Genomic DNA, 24,556 nt, shown 5'->3' with positions numbered 1-24,556 from the left:
GCTTTCCACCACTGGAAGCCACAAAAAAAGCCGCCTTAAAAGGCGGCTTAGTCGGTGCAAAATCATCTTGCAGTTTAGCTTTGCGTCACCGGTTTACTGGTATTGAGCGGCGTCGAGTCATCGTCGGCCGATTTGTTTTTCAGTACCGTCCAGATAACCAGCGCGCCGAGTAAGTCGAAGACCGCCAGCACCGCAAACAGCGGGCTGAAGCCGATGGTATCCGCCAGCGCGCCGACGACCAGCGCGAACATGGTGCTGGCCAGCCATGCGGCCATCCCGGTCAGGCCGTTGGCGGTCGCCACTTCGTTACGACCAAAGACGTCGGAAGAGAGGGTGATCAGCGCACCGGACAAGGCCTGATGAGCAAAACCGCCGACGCACAGCAGCGCAATCGCCACATACGGGCTGGTGAACAGGCCAATCATGCCAGGACCAATCATCAGCAGGGCGCCCATCGTCACGACCATTTTACGTGAGACGATAAGATTCACGCCAAACCAGCGCTGGAACAGCGGCGGCAAATAGCCGCCGACGATGCAGCCGAGGTCGGCGAACAGCATCGGCATCCAGGCGAACATGGCGATCTCTTTCAGGTTAAAGCCGTAAACCTTAAACATGAACAGTGGGATCCAGGCGTTGAAGGTACCCCAGGCCGGTTCTGCGAGGAAGCGCGGTAGCGCAATACCCCAGAACTGACGGTTACGCAGGATCTGCCACGGCGACATTTTTTTCGCGTTATTGGTCTGATGCTGAGATTCCTGGCCGCCGATGATGTAGTCACGTTCTTCATCGGTGAGTTTTTTCTGATCGCGCGGGTGTTTGTAGAAAATCAGCCAGGCCATTGCCCAGGCGAAGCTCAGTACCCCGGAAATAATAAATGCCATCTGCCAGCTATGCATGACAATCGCCCATACCACCAGCGGCGGAGCTATCATCGCGCCGATAGAAGAGCCGACGTTGAAATAGCCGACGGCGATGGAACGCTCTTTCGCCGGGAACCATTCGGAGCTGGCTTTCAGACCGGCAGGGATCATCGCTGCTTCCGCTGCGCCGACCGCGCCGCGGGCCAGCGCCAGGCCGCCCCAGCTGCCTGCCAGCGCCGTTGAACCGCAGAATACCGCCCAGGCGATAGCAAAGAAGGCGTAGCCAATTTTGGTGCCAAGCACATCGAGCACATAGCCGGCAACCGGCTGCATAACGGTATATGCAGCGGAGTAGGCGGCGATGATATAAGAATATTGTTGGGTTGAAATGTGCAACTCTTCCATCAGCGTCGGCGCAGCCGCCGCTACGGTGTTACGAGTCAGGTAACCCAGCACGGTGCCCAGCGTCACCAGTGCGATCATATACCAACGTAACCCTTTAATTTTACGCATGTAAAACCTCATCGTTGTTGTCTCTCCGCAGCGTCTGCGGCCATCTTTCCCCTCGTTAAGAGGAGCAGGATGGGGAAACGGAGGGTTCAGGACGTGAACTGAACCTTGCCATCAGTGGTTAAAGTGAAACCGGCATCCCTACCGTTTAAGCCGATGTCATTCACACCGGTAATACATTCCGTCGGTTTATATGTTGCGACGGCAGAAAGATAACTTGTCATACAACTTTAAAAGTTGAGTACTGTCACAAAAGTGGGAAAGTTTGTAGGGACATTATTCGCGGCAATCAAAGCCAGTTCTGGCGCGGCTTACAGCGATGTTTACTCCTTTGGTGGTGCTTTTTTTGTCGACGTTTATTGATCTAACTCACGAAAAATACTTCGGCCTGTAGAAATTGGTGTGATAACTTTGTCAGCATTAGAGTCAATCATCTGATGGGCTCCTTGATGGGGCGAAGAGGACACGACAATGACACCGTTTATGACCGAAGATTTTCTGCTTGATACCGAGTTTGCCCGCCGCCTGTACCACGATTACGCCAAAGATCAGCCGATTTTCGACTACCACTGCCACCTTCCGCCGCAGCAGGTTGCCGAAAATTATCGTTTTAAGAACCTGTATGACATCTGGCTGAAAGGCGACCATTACAAATGGCGCGCGATGCGTACCAACGGCGTGGCGGAGCACCTGTGTACCGGCGATGCTGCCGATCGCGAGAAATTTGACGCCTGGGCGGCAACCGTTCCTCATACCATCGGTAACCCGCTATACCACTGGACGCATTTAGAGTTGCGCCGTCCTTTTGGTATTACAGGTAAGTTGTTGTCGCCAGCCACGGCGGATGAAATCTGGAACCAGTGTAATGAGTTGCTGGCTCAGGAGTCGTTCTCCGCCCGTGGAATCATGAAGCAGATGAATGTGAAGATGGTGGGGACGACCGACGATCCGATTGATTCGCTGGAGCATCACGCGGCGGTCGCCAAAGATAGCACCTTTGATATCAAGGTACTGCCGAGCTGGCGCCCGGATAAAGCGTTCAATATCGAGCAGGCCACTTTTAACGATTACATGAACAAGCTTGGCGAAGTCTCCGATACCGAGATTCACCGTTTTGCCGATCTGCAAAGCGCGCTGACTAAGCGTCTGGATCACTTTGCCGCTCACGGCTGTAAAGTTTCCGACCACGCGCTGGACGTTGTGCTGTTCGCTGAAGCCACTGATAGCGAACTGGATAGCATTCTGGCGCGCCGTCTGGCGGGCGAAACGCTCAGCGAGCATGAAGTCGCGCAGTTCAAAACGGCGGTGCTGGTGTTCCTCGGCGCGGAATACGCGCGCCGCGGCTGGGTACAGCAGTACCACATCGGCGCGCTGCGTAATAACAACCTGCGTCAGTTCAAACTGTTAGGGCCGGATGTGGGGTTCGATTCCATCAACGACCGTCCGATGGCCGAAGAACTGTCAAAGCTGCTGAGTAAACAGAACGAAGAAAACCTGCTGCCGAAAACTATTCTGTACTGCCTGAACCCACGCGATAACGAAGTGCTGGGCACCATGGTCGGTAACTTCCAGGGCGAAGGCATGCCGGGCAAGATGCAGTTCGGTTCCGGCTGGTGGTTCAACGATCAGAAAGACGGCATGGAACGTCAGATGACCCAGCTGGCGCAGCTTGGTCTGCTGAGCCGCTTTGTCGGTATGCTGACCGACAGCCGCAGCTTCCTCTCCTACACCCGTCACGAATACTTCCGCCGTATTCTGTGCCAGATGATCGGCCGCTGGGTGGCTGCTGGCGAAGCGCCTGCGGATATCGCGCTGCTGGGCGAGATGGTGAAAAACATCTGCTTTAACAATGCGCGTGATTACTTCGCCATTGAATTGAACTAAGGCCTGAGGTCGGTTGATATGCAATACATTAAAATCCATTCGCAGGATAACGTCGCGGTGGCGCTGGCGGATATGGCGTCAGGAACCGTGGTGACGATTGATAACGATACCGTCACCCTCCGCCAGGATGTTGTCCGCGGTCATAAGTTCGCGCTGCGGGCCATTGCGAAAGGTGAAAACGTCATTAAGTACGGGTTGCCGATTGGTCATGCGCTGGCGGATATCGCGCCGGGCGAGCATGTTCATGCGCACAATACGCGTACCAATCTGAGCGATCTCGACGCGTATCGCTATCAACCTGATCGGGTTGAACAACCGGCGCAGCCTGCGGATCGCGACGTTGAGATTTATCGTCGCGCCAGCGGTGAAGTCGGCGTGCGTAACGAGTTATGGATCCTGCCGACCGTGGGCTGTGTTAACGGCATCGCCCGGCAGATCCAGAACCGTTTCCTGAAAGAGACCAACGACGCAGAAGGCACCGACGGTGTCTTCCTTTTCAGCCACACCTACGGCTGCTCGCAGTTGGGAGACGACCACATCAACACCCGTACCATGCTGCAAAACATGGTCCGCCACCCGAATGCCGGGGCGGTGTTGGTGATTGGTCTTGGCTGTGAGAACAACCAGGTTGATGCCTTCCGTGAAACGCTGGGGGATTTTGACCCGGAACGCGTGCACTTCATGATTTGCCAACATCAGGAAGATGAAGTGGAAGCGGGAATTGAGCATCTTCATCAGCTCTATGAAGTGATGCGCCATGATAAACGCGAAGCGGGTAAACTGAGCGAACTGAAGTTTGGCCTTGAGTGTGGCGGCTCGGACGGCCTGTCCGGCATTACCGCTAACCCAATGCTGGGGCGTTTTTCTGACTATCTGATTGCGAACGGCGGCACCACGGTGTTGACCGAAGTGCCGGAAATGTTCGGCGCCGAGCAGCTGCTAATGAGCCACTGTCGCGACGAAGAGACCTTCGGCAAACTGGTCACTATGGTCAATGATTTTAAACAGTATTTTATTGCCCACGACCAGCCTATCTATGAGAACCCGTCGCCGGGTAACAAAGCGGGCGGTATCACGACGCTGGAAGATAAGTCGCTTGGCTGCACGCAGAAAGCCGGTTCCAGCCAGGTGGTTGACGTTCTGCGCTACGGCGAACGTTTGAAAGTCCACGGGTTGAATCTGTTGAGCGCTCCGGGTAACGACGCGGTGGCGACCAGCGCGCTGGCGGGCGCTGGCTGTCATATGGTGCTGTTTAGTACCGGTCGCGGCACCCCTTATGGTGGTTTCGTACCGACGGTAAAAATCGCTACCAACAGCGAGCTGGCGGCGAAGAAAAAGCACTGGATTGATTTCGATGCCGGGCAGTTGATTCACGGGAAAGCGATGCCGCAGGTGCTGGAGGAGTTTGTCGATCTGATCGTTGATATCGCCAACGGCAAGCAAACCTGCAACGAACGCAATGATTTCCGCGAACTGGCTATCTTTAAAAGCGGCGTCACGCTGTAACGACGGTGTTTGCAAGGTCAGGACCGTAGGTCGGATAAGCGTAGCGCCATCCGACAAAGTAACGTCCCCGCCGTTGAGCTCTCCCCGGTCGCGCTTACGCTTACCGGGGCTACCAGCCGAATACCGGACCGTAGGCCTGATAAGCGTAGCGCCATCAGGCAATGCTTTAACTACGCAGGGCGTTTTTCGCCAGCTGTTCGTCTTCGGCCATACAGGCCGCAGCGGTAAACAGCGCATCGGTTGATGAGTTGAGCGCCGTTTCGCAGGAGTCCTGCAGCACGCCGATAATAAAGCCGACGGCGACGACCTGCATGGCGACATCGTTCGGAATACCGAACATGTTACAGGCCAGCGGGATCAGCAGCAGTGAACCGCCCGCCACTCCGGAAGCGCCGCAGGCGCACAGTGAAGCCACAACGCTCAGCAGCAGCGCTGTCGGCAGGTCCACCGGAATATTCAACGTATGCACCGCCGCCAGCGTTAGCACGGTGATAGTAATCGCCGCACCCGCCATATTGATGGTCGCCCCCAGCGGAATAGATACCGAATAGGTATCGCGATCCAGATTCAGCTTCTCGCACAGCGCCATATTTACCGGAATGTTGGCGGCGGAGCTGCGGGTAAAGAAGGCGTAGACACCGCTTTCACGCAGGCAGGTCAGCACCAGCGGATACGGGTTACGGCGGATTTTCCAGAATACCAGCAGCGGGTTAATCACCAGCGCCACCAGCAGCATGCAGCCGACCAGCACCAGCAGCAGCTGGGCGTAGCCCCACAATGTGTCGAAACCGGTCGTCGCCAGCGTCGAGGCGACCAGGCCAAAAATACCCAGCGGCGCAAAACGGATGACCATCTTGACGATAAAAGTCACGGCGTGCGAGACGTCGTTAATCAGGTTTTTAGTGCTGTCGTTACCGTGGCGCAGCGCGAAGCCCAGGCCCACCGCCCACACCAGAATACCGATGTAGTTGGCGTTCAGCAGCGCGTCGATAGGATTAGCCACCATACTCATCAGCAGTCCGCGCAGCACCTCTACAATCCCCGACGGCGGGGTGATGCTGTCCGCCGCGCTGGTCAGATGCAGCGTAGAAGGGAAAACAAAGCTAAACAGCACCGCGGTGAGCGCCGCGCTGAAGGTGCCCAGCAGATAGAGAAACAGAATCGGGCGGATACTGGTTTTTTGTCCGTGCTGATGGTTAGCGATCGACGCCATCACCAGCATTAATACCAGTACCGGCGCGACGGCTTTTAGCGCGCCGACGAACAGCGTTCCCAGCAGCCCGACCGCGATAGCGGCCGGTTTCGAGACCAGCGCCAGTATCACGCCAAGTACCAGTCCCAACAGGATTTGTTTCACCAGACTGCCATGCGCCAGGCGCTGCAGCAGCCCCGACGGGCGGGTTTGTGTTGTCATAAATCATTCCTTCCAGTGATGTAGCAGTCCATCCCGGCGACGTATTATTTGTTACGTTTATGTCCGGATGTAAATGAATGTTTGCATGGTCGAGTATACGGAAAGAACGCGAGGGAGGAAGCGTAATCTACTGTTTCTTACGCGCCGATCTTGTTTTTTAACTATGTATTAACGTTTTTGTGACATAGATAAAGATTATGCGCGGGAAGCCTGAAGCAGTGATGCGTATCCCGGCCAGATACGCGATATCTGACCGGGAGCAGGGAGTTATTGCAGCTGTTTCTTCTTATCGTTCTGTTTGTTCACCCAGGCGTTAATCAGCAGCGTCGCCGCCAGAATGCCGCCCACCACGCCGAGGGAAACGGCGATCGGAATGTGGTAGAAATCGACGATCAGCATCTTGATACCGATAAACACCAGGATCACCGACAGGCCATACTTCAGCATCGAGAAGCGTTCGGCCACACCCGCCAGCAGGAAATACATCGCACGCAGACCGAGAATCGCAAATAGGTTAGAGGTCAGCACGATAAACGGGTCGGTGGTCACCGCGAAAATCGCCGGGATGCTATCAACGGCGAAAATCACGTCGCTCAGCTCAACCAGAATCAGCACCAGCAGCAGCGGCGTGGCGAACAGTACGCCGTTTTTACGGGTGAAGAAGCGCTCGCTCTCGATTTTATCCGTCATACGCAGATGGCTGCGGATCCAACGCACCAGCGGCTTATCGCCGATCCCGGAATCATCTTCTTTCGCCAGCGCCATTTTCACCCCGGTAAACAGCAGGAATGCGCCGAACACGTACAGTAGCCATTCGAACTGCGAAATCAGCCAGCTGCCGGTGAAGATCATAATGGTACGCAGGACAATCGCCCCGAGGACGCCATACACCAGTACCCGGCGCTGTAGCGCAGGCGGCACGGCAAAGTAGCTAAAGAGCATTAACCAGACGAAGACGTTATCGACCGCCAGTGATTTTTCAATCAGATAACCGGTGAGGAAGGCTAACGCCTGCGGATCGGCGACGGCGCGGCCCTGCGTTTGCACCAAATACCACCAGAAAGCGGCGTTAAACAGCAGGGAGAGGGTGACCCACAGGATGGACCAACCGGCGGCCTGCTTCATGGTCATGGTATGCGCACCGCGCCTTCCCTGAAGCAGTAAATCGATCGCCAGCATGATAACCACGACTACAGCGAATCCGCCCCATAACAACGGCGTGCCGACACTATTCATTGCGTTATTCCTTACATAAAAACAAAACGGCTGTCGTCGGAAGACGGCAGCCGCTGCGCTTTTATGCATAGACCTCGCCTTCCGGCAAGGTCTCACTTACAACAAGACGGGAACTGGACCCTTGGTCTTGTTGCCCGGCGACCGGATGCGGTTTTGCACGCATCGTAATGACGATCGACCGGCCAGGAAGTTACTCCCCTTTGCACGTAACAAAGTATTACAAGTTATAAAGGGCGTCAATGGAGGTCGAGGGCCCATTTACACTCCTTTACTCCACAGGCTGAGTATCCGCCGGGAAGACCACGCCGGTCTGGCGACGGATTTCGCTGAGCAGTTTTGCCGTAATACGGCTGACTTCAAGCCCGGGATGATCGACGTCGTTGGTTTCCACCAGCCGCGCGAACGCCTCCGCTTCATACAACATAGTATTGATGTGCTGAGGCTGGGTGAGATCCTGCGCTTTTCCGCCGCGTGGAATAAAGGCCACCTTCTGGCATTCGGAGATTTTCTCAATCACCAGCGCGCCTTCTTCACCCTGGATTTCGCTAGGGATAGTGGAGTCGCTGACCTTCGAGTGGTGCAAGGTGACATCGAAATCGCCGTAGCTCAGCACCACCGTACCCTGGCCATCAACGCCGCTCGCCAGCAGGCTGGCGCTGGCATGGACCGCTTGCGGTTCGCCCCACAGCGCGACCGCCGAGGCGAGGCAGTAAAAACCGATATCCATAATCGAGCCATTGGAAAAGGCCGGGTTGAAGGTATTTGGATTTTCGCCGTCGAGATAGCGCTGGTAACGCGAAGAGTACTGACAGTAGTTGATGAAGGCTTTACGTAATTTGCCCACTTTATCGAGCGCTTCGCGCAGCAGCAGGAAGTTGGGCAGGCTGGCGGTTTTGAAGGCTTCAAACAGCACCACGTTGTTTTCTTTAGCCACGGCAATCGCCGCTTCGACTTCCTGGAGGTTTGATGCCAGCGGCTTTTCGCAAATCACGTGCTTTTTATGGCTCAGGAACAGGCGGGTTTGCGGGAAGTGCAGCGAGTTCGGACTGGCAATATAGACCGCGTCAACGTCAGAACTTTGCGCCAGTTCATCGAGCGAAGTAAACAGATGCTCGACCGGGTAGTCATTAGCGAAAGCTTGCGCCTGTTCAAGGCTGCGGGAATAAATCGCGGTGAGTTTAAATTTACCGGTTTCATGGGCGGCATCGACAAACTGCTTAGTAATCCAGTTTGTGCCAACAACTGCGAAACGTATCATAAACGTTGACGAACTCCGTTAAAGGGGACCTTTCGTCACTCTAGCACGCCATGATGACAAAACGAGTGCGCAAATACGCACTCTGGTAAATTGCTAGTTCTTGGTGGGGCATCCTCGCTGAACCTCTTGACCTATGCTAACTACTGAACCCAGATATTTAGGTTGTCGATGTAATATCTTTGCATCAATAACTGCGCTAACTCGGGCTAGTTTTTCTCTAAAATGCGTGAATATTCGCGCTTTTTGGGGGATATCGGGAGCATTAACGGCAATAGCGCGAATACCATATTCTCTGGCCAGCCACAGCGCCCGCGGATTATGGAAGCCCTGGGAAATAATAGTCATATCGGTTATGCCAAAAACTTTTTGCGCGCGCACTACCGAGTCTAGCGTCGAAAAACCTGCGTAATCGCAGAAAATCGCTTCTTCAGGCACCCCTTGATGGATGAGCGCCTGCTGCATCGCCGAGGGTTCGTCATAATTTTTTTTGCTATTGTCGCCGCTGACCAGTAGCCACTTTACTTTTCCGGCATGGTACAGCGCGGCTGCGGTATTAATACGGCGAACAAAGAATTTATTGCCAGGCTTGGCGCCGAGAACTAATCCAACATTATTGTAGGGAAGCGTGTTGATATCGTTCCAGATAAGATGTTGTGTTGTTTTGATAATGAGCGTGTCGGCGTAAAAGATTAATGTCACGCAGGCGGTAAGCAACATGCAAGCGGCGAAAATAAATCGACGGATAAGTTGGGCCGTCCTGATAGTAAAAGTACCGCTTATTTTGTTATATAACTCTGTTATGAACATCCAGTTCATTGACACATTCCCTGTGCTGAAATTAAACGAAAACTCCTTTAACTAATTGATTCTAAATTTAAGCGTATAAAAAAACTATCGGGACAAAAATTTTTCAGAATCAGGGTAAAGCAAGATGCGTCAGCCACAGGCGGGTATCGAACTCTAACTGGTGATACTGCGGCTCCATATGACAGCACAGCTGATAGAAGGCTTTGTTGTGATCCTTCTCTTTTAAATGCGCCAGTTCATGAACCACGATCATACGCAGAAACGCTTCCGGCGCATCGCGAAATACCGTCGCTACGCGAATTTCCGCTTTAGCTTTTAGTTTGCCGCCCTGAACGCGGGAAATAGCGGTATGCAGACCAAGCGCGTTCTTCAGCACGTGGATTTTACTGTCGTACATCACCTTATTGATTGGCGCCGCCCCGCGCAGATAGCGGGCCTTCAGATCCTGGGTATATTGATATAACGCCTTATCGCTGTTGACATCATGCCCCTGCGGATAGCGCTTTTGCAGCACCTCGCCGAGGCGACCTTGCTCGATTAAGGTCGTCACCTGCGACAGCAGCGATTCGGGGTAGCCCTGAAGGTAAGGTAGCGTGTTCATGGTGAAAAAAGTTTACTTCTCCGGAGAATTGAGCGATAACACGCGCGAATTTTAGCATTTCGGAGGGGCGATGAGCCAGGTAGAGTTAAACGGTGAGTTATTCACATTAGAGCGGTTCCCACCTAACGCTGAAGAAGAAGCGCTTCAGGCGTGGGAAGCGGCGGATGAATATCTGCTGCAACAGGTGAATGACGTCGACGGCCTGACGCTCATCTTCAACGACGGCTTCGGCGCGCTCTCCTGCGCGCTGGCGGAGCGCAACCCGGTCAGCATCAACGACTCCTTTATTTCCGAGCTGGCGACTCGCCACAACCTGCGGATGAACGGTATCGATGAAGAGAGCGTGCGCTTTCAGGATAGCCTGAGCCCGCTGCCGGTCGCGCCGGCGCTGGTGCTGATTAAGGTGCCAAAACAGCTGGCGCTGCTGGAACAGCAGCTGCGCGCGCTGCGCGAAGTGGTGACGCCGGAAACCCGCATTATCGCCGCGGCGAAAGCCCGAGATGTGCACAACTCGACGCTGGCGCTGTTTGAAAAAATCCTCGGTACCACCACCACTTCGCTGGCGTGGAAAAAAGCGCGTCTGATCCACTGCGTTTTCACCGCCCCTAAGCTTGCCGAAGCGCCGCAAACCTACAGCTGGAAGCTGGACGGCACGCCGTGGACCATCCATAACCATGCCAACGTTTTTGCCCGCAGTGGCCTGGATATCGGCGCGCGTTTCTTCCTACAGCATTTACCGTCTGATTTAGAAGGCGAGATCGCCGATCTCGGCTGCGGCAACGGGGTGATTGGCCTGCAGGCGCTGGCGCAAAACCCAAACGCCAGCGTGATGTTCACCGATGAGTCGCACATGGCGGTGGCTTCCAGCCGTTTGAACGTCGAGCGCAATCTGCCGGACGATATCGAACGCTGTGAATTCATGGTCAACAATTCGCTTTCCGGCATTGAGCCCGACCGCTTTACGGCGATTCTGTGTAATCCGCCGTTCCATCAGCAGCACGCTATTACCGACCATATTGCCTGGCAGATGTTTAACGATGCCCGCCGCAGCCTGAAATACGGCGGCGAGCTGTACGTCGTCGGCAACCGCCACCTTGATTACTTCCGTAAGCTGAAGCGCGCTTTTGGTAATTGCACGACCATTGCGACGAACAATAAGTTTGTCATTTTGAAAGCAACGAAGGTGCGTAAGCAGCGCTGATGCATGTCGCTGCTTCCCCCGGCTTGCGGATGTCGCCTTAGCCGGGCTACCGACTGTCGCTTTAGCCGGGCTACCGTCCGGGATTATCGTGGTAGCCCGGGGAAGACGCATCGCGCCGCCCCCGGGACACCGCTAAATCGCCAGCGCCAGTTTTGTGCCCTGGGCAATCGCCCGGCGCGCATCCAGCTCCGCCGCCACGTCGCAACCGCCGATTAAATGCACCGTTTTCCCCGCCGCGCGCAGCGGTTCCGCCAGCTCGCGGCGCGGTTCCTGACCGGCGCAGATAATTACCTGATCGACCGCCAACAGTTGGCGCTCGCCGCCGATAGTGACGTGTAATCCTTCATCATCGATCTTTTCATAGCTGACCGCCGGGATCATTTTCACGCCGCGCGCCAGCAGCGTCGCGCGGTGGATCCAACCGGTGGTTTTGCCGAGCCCTTCGCCCGGTTTGCTGGCTTTGCGCTGTAGCATCACAATCTGTCGCGGGCTTTTACTCAACTGTGGGCCTTCAGCACTCAGCCCTCCCGCCGTTTTCAGGCTGGTATCGATACCCCATTCGCGGCAGAACTCGCCGATATCCTGGCTGGTGGCCGCACCCGACTGGCTTAAATACATCGCGGTGTCGAAGCCGATGCCGCCGCAGCCGATAATCGCCACCTTCGCGCCAACCGGCGCTTTATCGCGCAAGACATCCAGATAGCTCAGCACTTTGGGATGTTCGATCCCGTCGATCGCCGGCAGGCGCGGGGCGATACCGGTGGCGAGGATCGTCTCATCGAACGCCAGCAGATCGTCTGCCGTGACGCGGGTGTTCAGGCGTAGATCGACACCATGAAGATCGAGCATGGTGCGGTAGTAACGCAACGTCTCGTGAAACTCCTCTTTGCCGGGGATCTGTTTGGCGATATTAAACTGGCCGCCGATCTCAGAGAGCGCATCGAACAACGTGACGTGATGACCACGGGCGGCGGCGTTAACGGCGAAGGCCAGACCGGCAGGCCCGGCGCCGACGACCGCCAACCGTTTAGGCGCGTTGGCGGGCTGGACCGGCATCAGGGTTTCATGACAGGCGCGCGGGTTGACCAGACAGGAGGTGACTTTGCCGACGAAGATCCGATCGAGACACGCCTGGTTGCAACCGATGCAGGTATTAATCTCCCCGGCGCGATCGCGCTGCGCTTTCGACATAAATTCAGCGTCTGCAAGGAAAGGGCGGGCCATCGATACCATATCGGCATCGCCGCGGGCGAGAATATCCTCTGCGACCTGCGGATCGTTGATGCGGTTGGTGGTGATCAACGGGATCGACACCGCGCCCTTCAGCTTGCGGGTGACCCAGCTGAAAGCTCCGCGCGGTACCGGCGTGGCGATGGTCGGAATGCGCGCTTCGTGCCAGCCAATCCCGGTGTTGATAATTGTCGCCCCCGCCGCTTCAATCGCTTTGGCCAGTTCGGTGACTTCCGCCAGCGTGCTGCCGCCGTTGACCAGATCGAGCATCGACAGGCGGTAGATGATAATGAAATCGTGGCCGGCGCGCTGGCGCACCGCCTTAACCACCTCTACGGCGAAACGCATGCGCCTGGCATAATCGCCGCCCCAGTGGTCGTCGCGCTGGTTGGTGCGCGTGGCGAGAAATTCGTTAATCAGATAGCCCTCAGAGCCCATCACTTCAACGCCGTCATAGCCCGCTTCGCGCGCCAGCTGGGCGCAGTGGGCAAAATCATCAATCAGCGTCAGGATCTCATCGTGGCTCAGTTCATGGGGCGTAAAACGGTTAATCGGCGCCTGTAGCGCCGAGGGGGCCACTAGCGCGGGCTGGTAGCTGTAGCGCCCGGTATGCAGGATCTGCAGGGCGATTTTGCCGCCTTCCTGATGGACCGCGTCGGTAATATGGCGATGGTGCGCCAGATGGCTGGCATCGTTGAGTACCGCGCCGCCGGCCATGGTCACCCCGGAAGGCGCCGGAGCGATGCCGCCGGTGACGATCAGCGCCACGCCGTGACGGGCGCGTTCGGCGTAAAAGGCGGCCAGCCGCTGCGCGCCGTCCGGTAACTCTTCCAGGCCGGTGTGCATTGAGCCCATCAACACGCGGTTTTTGAGCGTTGTGAAGCCCAGCTCAAGCGGGGCGAAAAGCGACGGATAGCGGCTCATAGTGGCTTCCAATGTAAAATTATTGTTATGTGGTCGGATGAGTTACTAATTTAGCCGTCGCGGAGAAAAAGGGAAAAGGGGAGTGCGGTGATTGTGATGGGATTCAAAGAACGGAACACGTTGTCCCTCACCCCGGCCCTCTCCCAAAGGGAGAGGGGGAAAGGCGGATCGGTACCGGTGGTTAGGGTGACGGGGAAGACGCTACGCGCTGGCGGCGCTCCAGGCCCGGTGCCTGCCACATCGATGTTGTCAGCCCGCTATCGACAAGGCCAAGCTGATCGGCGTACACCGTCTGCCACTTGCTCATCATCTCCTGATACAGCTCGCGATGCTGCGGATTTGGGGTGAACTCGCGGTGCCAGCTCACTAACCGTTCTCCTGTACTGGCCATATCGCCATACAGTCCGGCGCCGGTTCCGGCGGCGATGGCGCAGCCCAGAGCGGTGGCTTCGCGGACGACCGGCACCCGCACCGGCAGGCCGGTGACGTCGCTGAGGATCTGGCTCCACAGCGCGCCTTTAGAGCCGCCGCCGGCAAACACCAGGCTCTCGAATGTTACCCCGGAGAACTGCGAAATCTGGGCCAGGTTGCAGGCGGAGACAATCGCCGCGTTCTCCTCCAGCGCGCGGAACAGGGTCGCTTTATTGCACTTTTCCGGATCGATGGAGAGGTTAATAAACGACGGCGCGGCGTGGTACCACTGCTTAAAGTGCATGGCGTCGGAAAAAATAGGCATCACGCCGTGGGAACCGGCGGGCACGCGGCTGGCCATCTCCTCCAGCAGCGAATAGGCATCGACGCCGAGCCGCTCGGCAATCAGTTTTTCTTCAGCGCAGAAGGCGTCGCGAAACCAGCGCATGGTCAGCCCGGTAAAGAAACTGATCGATTCCGCCTGCGCCATGCCGGGAATGACATGAGGATTGACGCGAATATTCATCTGCGGATCGGTACGCACCTGCGGCAGGTTGACCACCTGCTGCCAGAAAGTGCCGCCGAGTACCGCGGTTTGCCCTGCGCGCACCACCCCAAGACCCAGGCAGCCGAGCTGGACGTCGCCGCCGCCCATCACCACCGGTGTCCCGGCGCGCAGGCCGCTCTGCTGCGCCGCCGCTTCGGTGACGGCGCCCAGCAGGGTACCGGTCTCTTTGACCGGCGACAGCATATCGGCGCGCAGCCCGGCCATATCCAGCAGCGCCGGGCGCCAGTCGCGGCTGAACAGGTCGAGCATGCCGGTGGTGCCGGCGTTTGACGGGTCGACCGCCAGCTCGCCGGATAGCTTCGCCGCCAGCCAGTCGCTGATCATGGTGATGGTTGCCGCTTTGCGGTAGATATCGGGGCGGTGGTGCGCCAGCCACAGCAGGCGCGGCATGGCGCTAAGCGCCAGGGTTTGTCCCGAGACCTCGTATACCTCGGATTCAAAACGATAGTCGTGGATCTCCTTAAGCTCCGCCACTTCGCGGCTGGCGCGGGCATCGACGTTGGCGCAGGCCCAGATGGCCTCGCCGTTGCGGTCATAGAGGACGATCCCTTCGCGCATCGAACAGCAGGCGACGGATTGAATGTCGGCGGCAGAGAGCCGGGCGGCGTCGAGCGCCTGGCGAATGCACTGGCAGGCCAGCTGCCAGTTGGTGGTAAGGTCGAACTCCATTGAGCCGGGGACGTTATCGACGCTCAGGTGTTTCCATTCGGCCTGGCCTACCGCCAGCTGGCGGCCATTAAGATCGAAAATGACCGCCCGAATGCTGCCGGTCCCGGCATCTAACGCTAACAGGTAACTCATGACATGCGCCTCGCTGTTGTCGCGCGGCGCCAGGCCGTCAGGAGGCCAGTGCGAGCACCGCGCGTGCTGTTGTCTCTTCCGTTACCAGGCCATTAATGCGCTTGCCGATCAGAGCGGCATGAATCGCCTGCGCTTTTTGTTCTCCCCCGGCGACGCCGACGATGGTTGGCAGCTGCGCCAGCTCATCCAGGGTTACGCCGAGCAGTTCCCGATGGATCTCCAGTCCTTCTACCGGCCGGCCGTCGGCCTGCAGGAAATAACCTAAAATGTCGCCGACCGCGCCTTTGCGCGCGTACATCAGCTGTTCGCCCTCGCTGATATAGCCGGAGCGTAAAATGGTGGCGTCCCGCCGCTGATCGATGGCGCCAATGCCAACCACCGCCGCGTCCGCCGCCGTCGCCGCCAGCATCACGTCGCGCACGCTCGACTCGCGTCGCAGGATCTCGGCGACCTCCGCCGAAGAGACCCGCAGCGGCGCCGGAATAATGCTGACGCTGCAGGCGGCATCAAGCTGGCCGATGCCGGTCATATAGGGGCCGACGCCGCCGGAGAGGGTCACCAGCCGCACCTGCTGCGAGCCGATAAAGCCGCTGAGATGCTGCAGGCAGCTCATGGTGGCTTCGCCGAAACCGACTGCCAATAATTGCCCCGGTTGCAGAATGCCCATCAGAGACTGCGCCGCGCCGATACCCAGCCGGGTATTCATCGGCGGGGTGTTGAGCGCCGGCAGCACGCGGGCAATCTTGAGGCCAAAACGCTGCTGGAGTTCACTTTCCAGCGCCAGACAGCCCTCATAGCGCGAGTTGATCTGCACGCGGATCACCCCGGACTGACGGCCTTTCTCCAGCAGGCGAGAAATCTTCAGTCGCGGCAACCCTAAACGCTCGCCGATGTCATTTTGCGTCAGGCCGTCGTGGTAGTAGCACCACGCCACCCGCGCCACCAGCTCTTCCTCGGCTAACGCCAGCCCGGCGTAGCGGTTCTCTTCCGTAATGCGTTTTTCGCTCATAAATTGAACTCTTATAAAAATTTAGATCATATGTTCGCTATTGCGCGGTCGGAAAGTGTGAGCCGACTGGCAAAATGGATCTTTCATCGCTGGCGCCTTTTTTCCTGACGATCTAAAGCGCCAAACTGTGATCTTCGCACGGTTGTAAATATAGTTCACGGTCTACGCTTTTGAACATTATTAAATCTAAAAATCATTTGTTCAATCGAGGCGCGACGATGAAGCCACTGCTTGAAGCTCGCCAGATTTGCAAACAGTTCTCCGGCGTTGCGGTGCTGAAAGGCATCGATTTCACGCTAGGCGCGGGACAGGTGCATGCGCTGATGGGGGGGAACGGCGCGGGTAAATCGACGCTGATGAAGATCATCGCCGGTGTTGAAACGCCGGACAGCGGTGAACTGACGATCGGCGACCGCGCGTTTGCGCGCCTCAGCCCGGCGCTGGCGCACCAGCTTGGCATCTATCTGGTGCCGCAGGAGCCGATGCTGTTTCCCAACCTCAGCGTGCGCGAGAACATTCTCTTCCGCCTGCCGAAGCGGGCGGATACCGCCGCGCGGTTGCAGGACAAACTGCAGCAGCTGAACTGCCAGATCAACCTCGATGCCAGCGCCAGCACGCTCGAAGTGGCCGATCAACAGATGGTCGAGATCCTGCGCGGGCTGATGCGCGAGGCCAGGATCCTGATCCTGGATGAACCCACCGCCTCTTTAACGCCGGGTGAAACCGAGAGGCTCTTTAGCCAGATCCGCGCGTTACAGGCGCTGGACGTTGGGATCGTCTTTATCTCACACAAATTGCCCGAAATCCGCCAGCTTGCCAGCCATATTTCGGTGATGCGCGACGGCGCGGTGGTGCTGAGCGGCGAGACCGCGGCATACCGCGACGAGCAACTGATTAACGCGATGACGCCGGTCAGCCGCGACCATACGCTGAGCGACACGCAAAAGCTGTGGCTGTCGCTACCGGGTAACCGCCGTACGCAACCGCAGGACTTTCCCGTGCTGCGGGTGGAAGATCTCACCGGAGAAGGTTTTATCGATCTCAATCTGGAGATCCGCGCCGGAGAGATCGTCGGTCTGGCCGGGCTGGTGGGATCCGGGCGCACCGAATTTGCCGAAACCCTATACGGCCTGCGCCCACCGCGCGCCGGGCGGATCTGGCTGGAGAACCGCGAGATTAGCCGCGACAGCACCCGCGCCAGGTTGGCCAGCGGACTGGTTTATCTGCCGGAAGACCGTCAGGTCTCGGGGCTGTTTCTTGATGCGCCGGTGCGCTGGAACACGGTGATGTTCAATCAGCCGTCATGGTGGCAGCAGGGGAAACGGGAGGCGGCGGTGGTTGAGCGCTATCACCGGGCGCTGGGGATCAAGCTGGCCGATGGCGATCGGCCGGTGCGCACGCTCTCTGGCGGCAACCAGCAGAAGGTACTGCTGGCTCGCTGTCTGGAAGCTAATCCGTTGCTGCTGATTGTCGATGAGCCGACGCGCGGCGTGGATGTCTCAGCCCGCGCCGATATCTATCAACTGCTAAAAAGCGTTGCCGCGCAAAACGTGGCGGTGCTGATGATCTCCTCCGATCTGGATGAGTTCGTCGGCCTTGCCGACCGGGTGCTGGTGATGCATCAGGGCCGCTACAGCGGCGAGCTGGCGCGGCAGGCGGTGACCGTCGATCGCATGATGACCCTGGCCTTCGGAGGGCAGGCATGAAAACGTTACTGAAGAATCGCGAACTGAGCGCCTTCTTTGCCATCGTGGCGCTTTTTATCGTGCTGGTGGCGCTCAATCCAGCCTATTTCAGCCTGCAGACCCTGGCGATGATTTTCGCCAGCTCGCAGATCCTCTGCCTGCTGGCATTGGGCGCGACGCTGGTGATGCTGACCCGCAATATTGATGTGTCGGTAGGCTCGACCGTTGGGCTGTGCGCCATCGCCGTCGGCGTGGCGCTGAACAACGGTTACGGGCTGGCGACGGCTATCGCCTTCGCGCTGACGATTGGCGCGCTGGCCGGGGCTTTTAACGGCCTGCTGGTCGTGGGGCTGCGCATTCCGGCGATCGTCGCGACGCTCGGTACGCTGGGGTTGTATCGCGGAGTGATGTTGCTGTGGACCGGCGGGAAATGGATCGAGGGCTTGCCCGACAGCCTGAAATCGCTCTCGGAGCCCGCGTTTATTGGCGTGTCGCCGCTGGGCTGGCTGGTGCTGGCGCTGCTGCTGGCGGGCGGCTGGCTGCTGTCGCGCACCGCCTTTGGTCGTGATTTTTACGCCGTTGGCGATAATCTCGCCGCCGCGCGTCAGCTGGGCGTGGCGGTCAACCGCACGCGGATGCTGGCCTTTACCCTCAACGGCATGCTGGCGGCCTGCGCTGGGATCGTCTTCGCCGCGCAAATTGGTTTTGTGCCTAATCAGACCGGCAGCGGGCTGGAGATGAAAGCCATCGCCGCCTGCGTACTGGGCGGGATCTCGCTGCTCGGCGGCACCGGTACGCTGCTCGGCGCGTTTCTCGGCGCCTTTTTCCTCACCCAAATCGACACCGTGCTGGTGCTGTTCCGCCTTCCCGCCTGGTGGAATGACTTTATCGCCGGCCTGGTGCTGCTCGGCGTGCTGGTGCTTGATGGCCGCCTGCGCCAGGCGCTGGCCCGCCATCAACGGGCGCTAAAGTACAGCCGTTTCCAGCCCGGTAACAAAGGGGGCAAACAGATTGCCCGCTTTCCCGAACGCAAAAGCAAAGAGGTGGCTTAAATGAAGCTGAAGCTTAACTGGGAAAGCGCGCTGCTGGCGTTACTGATCGCGGAAATCCTGCTATTCGGCGCGTTGAATCCGCGCATGCTGGATCTCAATATGCTGCTCTTTAGCACCAGCGACTTTATCTGCATCGGCATCGTCGCGCTGCCGCTGACGCTGGTGATCATCAGCGGCGGGATCGATATTTCGCTGGGCTCGACCATCGGCCTGTGCGCCATCGCCCTCGGGGTGATGACCCAGGCGGGCTGGCCGCTGTGGCTGGCGGTATCGCTGACGTTGCTATTGGGGCTGCTGTGCGGGTTACTCAACGCCGCGCTGATTCACTACACCGGCATCAGCCCGCTGGTGATCACCCTCGGGACGCTGTATCTGTACGGCGGCGGCGCGCTGCTGCTTTCCGGCATGGCCGGCGCGACCGGTTACGAGGGGATTGGCGGCTTCCCCGATAGCTTCACCGCCTTCGCCAATTTAACTTTCACCGGACTGCCGCTACCGCTAGTGCTGTTCGCGATTATCACCTTTTTCTTCTGGCTGCTGGCCCATCGCGGTCGCTTTGGCCGCCATCTCTTTTTACTCGGGCAAAATTCGCGCGCCGCGCGCTATGCCGCGCTGTCGGTGAACGGCATCCCGTACGTGCTGTATGGCCTGGTTGGCGTCGCCTCGGCGGTCGCGGCGCTGGTGATGGTCTCCTATTTCGGTTCGGCGCGTTCGGATTTAGGCCGCGACCTGCTGATGCCGGCGCTGACCGCGGCGGTGCTCGGCGGGGCCAATATATACGGCGGTTCGGGATCGATACTGGGTACCGCGCTGGCGGCGTTGCTGGTGGGGTATCTGCAACAGGGTTTACAGATGGTCGGCATCCCCAACCAGGTGTCGAGCGCGCTGTCAGGGGCGCTGTTGGTTGTGGTGGTGATGGGGCGTTCGCTGAGCCTGCACCGTGAATGGGGGCGCGCGACCTGGCGGCGTCTTTTCTCGCATAAAACAATCGGAGCATAAAATGAAATTAAAACTGATCGTGCTGGCGTTGGCGATGAGCGTAGTCACCGCCCAGGCGGCGGACCGCATCGCCTTTATTCCTAAGCTGGTCGGCGTCGGCTTCTTTACCAGCGGCGGCAACGGCGCGAAAGAGGCGGGGAAAGCGCTGGGCGTGGATGTCACCTATGACGGTCCCACCGAGCCCAGTGTCTCCGGCCAGGTGCAGCTTATCAACAACTTCGTCAACCAGGGCTACAACGCGATTATCGTCTCCGCCGTCTCGCCGGACGGCCTGTGTCCGGCGCTGAAGCGGGCGATGCAGCGCGGGGTGAAAGTCCTGACCTGGGATTCCGATACCAAGCCGGAGTGCCGCAGCATCTATATCAACCAGGGCACGCCGCAGCAGCTCGGCGGCCTGCTGGTCGAGATGGCGGAAAAGCAGGTCAGCAAACCTGCCGCCAAAGTGGCGTTTTTCTACTCCAGCCCGACGGTGACCGACCAGAACCAGTGGGTGAAGGAAGCCAAAGCCAAAATCGAAAAAGAGCATCCGCAGTGGCAAATCGTCACCACCCAGTTTGGCTATAACGATGCCACCAAATCGCTGCAAACCGCCGAGGGGATCTTAAAAGCGTATCCGGATCTCGACGCCATTATCGCGCCGGATGCCAATGCGCTGCCGGCGGCGGCGCAGGCGGCGGAGAACCTCAAGCGTCAGGGCGTGGCGATCGTCGGCTTTAGTACACCGAACGTGATGCGCCCGTACGTTGAGCGCGGCACGGTGAAAGCCTTTGGTCTGTGGGATGTGGTTCAGCAGGGCAAAATTGCGGTTAACGTCGCCGATCGATTGCTGAAAAAGGGCGATCTTAACGTAGGCGACAGCGTTGAGGTGAAAGATATCGGCCCGCTTAAGGTCGAGCCGAACAGCGTACAGGGTTACCAGTATGAGGCGAAGGGCAACGGTATCGTGCTGCTGCCGGAACGCGTGGTGTTCAGCAAAGAGAACATCAACAACTACGACTTCTGACGGAGGATGAGATGGCTGATTTAGACGACATCAAAGAGGGTAAGGACTTCGGTATCGACCGCCCGCAGCAGAACACGCTGTATACCCTGAAAGGCTGCGGCTCGCTAGATTGGGGCATGCAGTCGCGGCTGGCGCGCATCTTTAATCCGCACAGCAATCGCACGGTGATGCTGGCCTTCGATCACGGCTACTTCCAGGGGCCAACGACCGGGCTTGAGCGTATCGACCTGTCGATTGCGCCGCTGTTTGCCGACACCGACGTGCTGATGTGCACCCGCGGCGTATTGCGCAGCCAGGTACCGGCGGCCACCAATAAGCCGGTGGTGCTGCGCGCCTCCGGCGGTAATTCGATTTTGAGCGAACTCTCCAACGAATGCGTGGCGGTGGCGATGGAAGACGCGCTGCGTCTCAACGTTTGCGCGGTGGCGGCGCAGGTCTATATCGGCAGCGAATACGAACATCAGTCGATCAATAACATCATCAAACTGGTGGATGCCGGTAATCGCTACGGTATGCCGGTTCTGGCGGTTACCGGCGTCGGCAAAGAGATGACCCGCGACGCGCGCTACTTCTCGCTGGCCAGCCGGATTGCCGCCGAAATGGGGGCGCAGTTTGTGAAGACCTATTTCGTTGAGGAAGGCTTTGAAAAAGTAACCGCCAGCTGTCCGGTGCCGATCGTCATCGCCGGCGGTAAAAAACTGCCGGAGCATGAGGCGCTGGAGATGTGCTGGCGGGCGATCGACCAGGGGGCGTCCGGGGTGGATATGGGGCGCAATATCTTCCAGTCCAGCGCCCCGCGCGCGATGCTGAAGGCGGTGAAAAAGGTGGTGCATGAGAATCTGAACGCCCGCGAAGCGTATCAGTTCTGGCAGGAAGAAAAACAGGGAGAGCTGAAATGAACGTCACGCTGGTGGAGATCAATATTAAACCCGAGCGGGTGGATGAATTTCTCGAGGTGTTTCGTGCCAACCACGAAGGCGCGCTGCGGGAACCGGGCAACCTGCGCTTTGATGTCCTGCAGGATCCCGAGGTGAAAACTCGCTTTTTTATCTACGAAGCCTATAAAGACGATGAGGCGGTGCTGGCGCATAAGAAGACGCCGCACTATTTAGCCTGCGTCGAAAAGCTGGAGGAGATGATGTCGCAGCCGCGGCAGAAACGCAGCTTTATCGGCTTGTTACCGGCGGTGTGAGGTTCCCTCTCCCTGTGGGAGAGGGTTAGGGTGAGGGGAAAACGCTAAGGCTTACGGAAAAACTCGTTATACAACATATATAAATGCGCCGCGCTCCATGAGAAGTTGGGCGCGCCCTGCTGGGCGCCAGTCAGCGGATTGTAGTTCTCCTGAATCGGGCCATCGGCGGTTAATCCTTTGGCGTGCTGGAAGAAGGCGTCCGCCAGCTTCAGCGCCTCATCGCGATGGCCGTAGCGCTCCATTCCCTTCAGGCCGAACCAGAACTGATCCACCCACACTCGTCCGCGCCAGTAAATATCGGCGCCAAAGGCCGGGTTGGTCAGCGCGGCGGTACCCAGCGGCACAAAGGTGTTGAACTCTTTCGGGTCGAGCATCACCGAAACCACATCGTCAGCATGTTGTTGCGTCGCCGCGCCATTAAACAGCGGCGACCAGCCTTCCGGCCCTTTGCCGCGCTCGACGATCGGTTTACCGGCGCAGCCGTTGGCCAGCGGTTGTTCTTCGATACGAATGTCGTAATAGAAACGAGTCTGCGGGTCGAACATGCAGGTATTGATATAATCCGCCAGCTTCGCCGCCAGCGCCTGATAGCGCTTTGCTTCCTCCGCTTTGCCAAGAATCGTCGCCATCTGCGCCAGATAGTGGTTATCGCTGTACATATAGCTGGCCTGATCGACCGATTCCTGGAGCAGCGAATACCCCAGCAGGTTGCCGTCACGGTCGCGGTTTTCGGCGAATTTCACCGTCCAGTCGCTGCGTTTGCCGCCGTTGGCGACGTATTTATCCAGCTGTTCTTTATCGATAAAACCAAATACCGCCGCATCGTCGCGCCCGGACTCCCACGACGCCGCTACCTGCGCCGGAATTTCGAGGCTGTCGTAATCGCCTTTGGCCGTCACCTGTTCGTAGGCGCTAAGGCCGGAAAGCGTCTGCTCGGTTTGCCCTTTTTTCACCGTGAACAGCATGGCGCCGTCGGCGGTGTTGTGCGCCTTATCGCGGGTCGCGCCATATTCCGGCACGCCGTTACCGTTATGGTCGCGATTGCGCAACCACCAGTCGTGATAGGCCACCAGCTTCGGATACATCTCTTCCAGCCACGCTTTATCTTTGGTGACGTTATACACCTCCATTACCGACCAGGCCGCGAGGCTTGGCTTGGTGTTGCGTTCGTTCCAGTTGCCGCCGTCGCCGCCGCGCTCAGGGCTCAGGTTCCAGGCAATCAGGTCGGGCACAAATCCGGCATCCTGCGGGCGCACCTTATCATTGGCTTTAATCTGCCAGGAGAAGACGGCGCGGATATTCTCTTTGGCGATATCCGGGTTGAAGTGGGCCATGGCGTAGGCCTGTTTCCAGGTATCCCACGGCCAGGTCTGGTTGCCGGAGAACCAGCGGCCGGTCACGGATGGGGTGACGGTGTGGTAATGCACCGCGCCGCCCGGCGCGCGCCAGTTGCCGTTGAGCGTCTCAATGGCTTTCACCGCAACACGGGTCTGTTCGGCGGTAGCGTCGGGGTTGCTGAGCCCTTTTTGCAGATAGCCGTCCCAGCGCTGTTCGGAGGCGGTGAGATAGTAAGCCGGCCGCGCCAGAATATCGCGGATCTGCGCTTTTTCCCGCCGCGCTTGCTCCGCGGTGAGCAGGTGCGAATAGGTGGTGTAGAGGGTGGTGGAGCCGCGGATCTCCGCGCTGCTGGTAAAGCGGTGGCCGTCGATACGGGTCTCGGTTACCAGCGAACGGTGGATCTGATACTGCGATTCGCCGGAGGTCATCAGGTCGGAGGCGGCGCGAACCTTGCCAAAGCTGACCGTCAGGCCGTCGGGCGTGGCGCTCAGACGGCGCTGATAGTCCGGGAAGGCTTCATCAATGGTTTTGTTCGATAGCGCTTTACCCTCTTTGGCGGCCAGTTTTTCCAGCAGTTCGCCATCCCACACCAGCTTCAGCGGTGTGTTGCTGGTGATTTTGGTCTCCAGCAGTGAAGTGTGGGCGCTGGCGAAGCGTAGCGTCATCTCCACCTTCACGCCGGGGGCGGTCAGCGTTTGTTTCAGCGCGCCGGGCAGGCTCCAGGCCTGCAGGGTGAAATCGACTTTTTTGCCGTTCTGATACACCGTCAGGCGATCGAAGTTGGTGGCCATAAAGTTGATGTACTCTTCGGTCAGCAGCGCCGGGCCGGGGAAGCCGCCCATGGTCGCCGGGCCGTCGGGCAGCAGGTGGCCGTGCCACGCCCCGAGGTCGAAAAAGGGGTTGAAGCGCTGGTGGTCGTCGGCGTCGAAATCCTGCATATACTGCGGCGCGCCGCTGCGGTCGATGACGTTTTTAAACGCCTGCGCGGTGACGGCGTGGGCGGAAAAACTCAGCATCAGCGCGCAGGCCAGCGGCGTCAGCGTAGTGGTGAGGTTCATGGTATC

General features: G+C 58.2%; 19 protein-coding genes. 9 read left to right on the top strand and 10 right to left on the bottom strand.

The window, feature by feature from the left end:
• Positions 1–74: 74 nt before the first annotated feature.
• Positions 75–1,376 carry an MFS transporter gene (locus PGQ95_RS02430; RefSeq protein WP_015369578.1) on the bottom strand — a complete coding sequence of 434 codons (1,302 nt, stop codon included), beginning with the start codon at positions 1,374–1,376 and terminating at the stop codon, positions 75–77.
• Between the two features lie 468 nt (positions 1,377–1,844).
• Here PGQ95_RS02430 and uxaC point away from each other — a divergent pair, with 468 nt between their 5' ends.
• Positions 1,845–3,257, top strand: a complete 1,413-nt coding sequence (gene uxaC / locus PGQ95_RS02425; RefSeq protein WP_430916888.1) for a glucuronate isomerase — start codon at positions 1,845–1,847, stop codon at positions 3,255–3,257.
• An 18-nt stretch (positions 3,258–3,275) separates the two neighbouring features.
• The gene (locus PGQ95_RS02420) at positions 3,276–4,763 is read left to right on the top strand and encodes a UxaA family hydrolase (protein ID WP_087859888.1); all 1,488 of its coding nucleotides are present in this window, start codon (positions 3,276–3,278) and stop codon (positions 4,761–4,763) included.
• A 166-nt stretch (positions 4,764–4,929) separates the two neighbouring features.
• On the opposite strand, the gene sstT is transcribed toward PGQ95_RS02420, so the two are convergent.
• From sstT to PGQ95_RS02395, 5 genes are all read right to left on the bottom strand, one after another.
• Positions 4,930–6,177, bottom strand: a complete 1,248-nt coding sequence (gene sstT, locus PGQ95_RS02415) for a serine/threonine transporter SstT (RefSeq protein WP_087859887.1) — start codon at positions 6,175–6,177, stop codon at positions 4,930–4,932.
• A 267-nt stretch (positions 6,178–6,444) separates the two neighbouring features.
• A complete protein-coding gene (locus PGQ95_RS02410; protein ID WP_020077873.1) occupies positions 6,445–7,413 on the bottom strand; it encodes a TerC family protein in 969 nt (322 codons plus the stop codon).
• Positions 7,414–7,681: 268 nt separating this feature from the next.
• Entirely contained in the window at positions 7,682–8,671 is a 990-nt protein-coding gene (locus PGQ95_RS02405; RefSeq protein WP_271032076.1) for a Gfo/Idh/MocA family protein, read from the bottom strand.
• 93 nt (positions 8,672–8,764) lie between these two features.
• Complete coding sequence (locus tag PGQ95_RS02400; RefSeq protein WP_087859947.1) at positions 8,765–9,388, bottom strand: SanA/YdcF family protein; 624 nt, start codon at positions 9,386–9,388, stop codon at positions 8,765–8,767.
• A 199-nt stretch (positions 9,389–9,587) separates the two neighbouring features.
• Complete coding sequence (locus PGQ95_RS02395; protein ID WP_308958046.1) at positions 9,588–10,079, bottom strand: M48 metallopeptidase family protein; 492 nt, start codon at positions 10,077–10,079, stop codon at positions 9,588–9,590.
• A gap of 70 nt (positions 10,080–10,149) precedes the next feature.
• On the opposite strand from PGQ95_RS02395, the gene rlmG reads away from it, so the two are divergent.
• Positions 10,150–11,280: a 23S rRNA (guanine(1835)-N(2))-methyltransferase RlmG gene (gene rlmG / locus PGQ95_RS02390; protein WP_087859884.1), complete on the top strand. Its 1,131-nt coding sequence runs from the start codon at positions 10,150–10,152 to the stop codon at positions 11,278–11,280.
• A 132-nt stretch (positions 11,281–11,412) separates the two neighbouring features.
• Here rlmG and PGQ95_RS02385 read toward each other — a convergent pair whose 3' ends face one another.
• From PGQ95_RS02385 to lsrR, 3 genes are all read right to left on the bottom strand, one after another.
• Complete coding sequence (locus PGQ95_RS02385) at positions 11,413–13,434, bottom strand: FAD-dependent oxidoreductase (protein ID WP_430916884.1); 2,022 nt, start codon at positions 13,432–13,434, stop codon at positions 11,413–11,415.
• Positions 13,435–13,615: 181 nt separating this feature from the next.
• Complete coding sequence (gene lsrK / locus PGQ95_RS02380; protein ID WP_004210520.1) at positions 13,616–15,214, bottom strand: autoinducer-2 kinase; 1,599 nt, start codon at positions 15,212–15,214, stop codon at positions 13,616–13,618.
• Between the two features lie 37 nt (positions 15,215–15,251).
• Positions 15,252–16,223, bottom strand: a complete 972-nt coding sequence (gene lsrR / locus PGQ95_RS02375; protein WP_004174223.1) for a transcriptional regulator LsrR — start codon at positions 16,221–16,223, stop codon at positions 15,252–15,254.
• Positions 16,224–16,441: 218 nt separating this feature from the next.
• On the opposite strand from lsrR, the gene lsrA reads away from it, so the two are divergent.
• Genes lsrA through lsrG form a run of 6 tightly spaced genes read left to right on the top strand, consistent with a single transcriptional unit; the run spans position 16,442 to position 22,154 of the window.
• The gene (gene lsrA, locus PGQ95_RS02370; RefSeq protein ID WP_430916882.1) at positions 16,442–17,929 is read left to right on the top strand and encodes an autoinducer 2 ABC transporter ATP-binding protein LsrA; all 1,488 of its coding nucleotides are present in this window, start codon (positions 16,442–16,444) and stop codon (positions 17,927–17,929) included.
• Positions 17,926–18,960: an autoinducer 2 ABC transporter permease LsrC gene (lsrC, locus tag PGQ95_RS02365; protein WP_113373115.1), complete on the top strand. Its 1,035-nt coding sequence runs from the start codon at positions 17,926–17,928 to the stop codon at positions 18,958–18,960. Before lsrA ends, lsrC begins: the two co-directional genes overlap by 4 nt.
• Positions 18,961–19,959 carry an autoinducer 2 ABC transporter permease LsrD gene (lsrD, locus tag PGQ95_RS02360; protein ID WP_430916879.1) on the top strand — a complete coding sequence of 333 codons (999 nt, stop codon included), beginning with the start codon at positions 18,961–18,963 and terminating at the stop codon, positions 19,957–19,959.
• A 1-nt stretch (position 19,960) separates the two neighbouring features.
• Positions 19,961–20,962: an autoinducer 2 ABC transporter substrate-binding protein LsrB gene (lsrB, locus tag PGQ95_RS02355; RefSeq protein WP_113373114.1), complete on the top strand. Its 1,002-nt coding sequence runs from the start codon at positions 19,961–19,963 to the stop codon at positions 20,960–20,962.
• A gap of 11 nt (positions 20,963–20,973) precedes the next feature.
• Positions 20,974–21,861 (top strand): 3-hydroxy-5-phosphonooxypentane-2,4-dione thiolase, encoded by an 888-nt coding sequence (lsrF, locus tag PGQ95_RS02350; protein WP_002917724.1) that lies wholly within the window; start codon positions 20,974–20,976, stop codon positions 21,859–21,861.
• A complete protein-coding gene (lsrG, locus tag PGQ95_RS02345; RefSeq protein WP_045392277.1) occupies positions 21,858–22,154 on the top strand; it encodes a (4S)-4-hydroxy-5-phosphonooxypentane-2,3-dione isomerase in 297 nt (98 codons plus the stop codon). The genes lsrF and lsrG overlap by 4 nt, the downstream gene beginning before the upstream one ends.
• Positions 22,155–22,198: 44 nt before the next feature.
• Here the strand turns inward: lsrG and ygjK are convergent, their stop codons facing one another.
• A complete protein-coding gene (gene ygjK / locus PGQ95_RS02340; RefSeq protein ID WP_430916877.1) occupies positions 22,199–24,550 on the bottom strand; it encodes an alpha-glucosidase in 2,352 nt (783 codons plus the stop codon).
• Positions 24,551–24,556: the final 6 nt, after the last annotated feature.

This window comes from Klebsiella sp. 141240 (genome assembly GCF_050600805.1).
In the GTDB taxonomy this organism is placed as follows: Bacteria; Pseudomonadota; Gammaproteobacteria; order Enterobacterales; family Enterobacteriaceae; genus Klebsiella; species Klebsiella aerogenes.
Note: the sequence above shows the minus strand (reverse complement) of the source record. Positions and strands in the feature narration are given on the sequence as shown.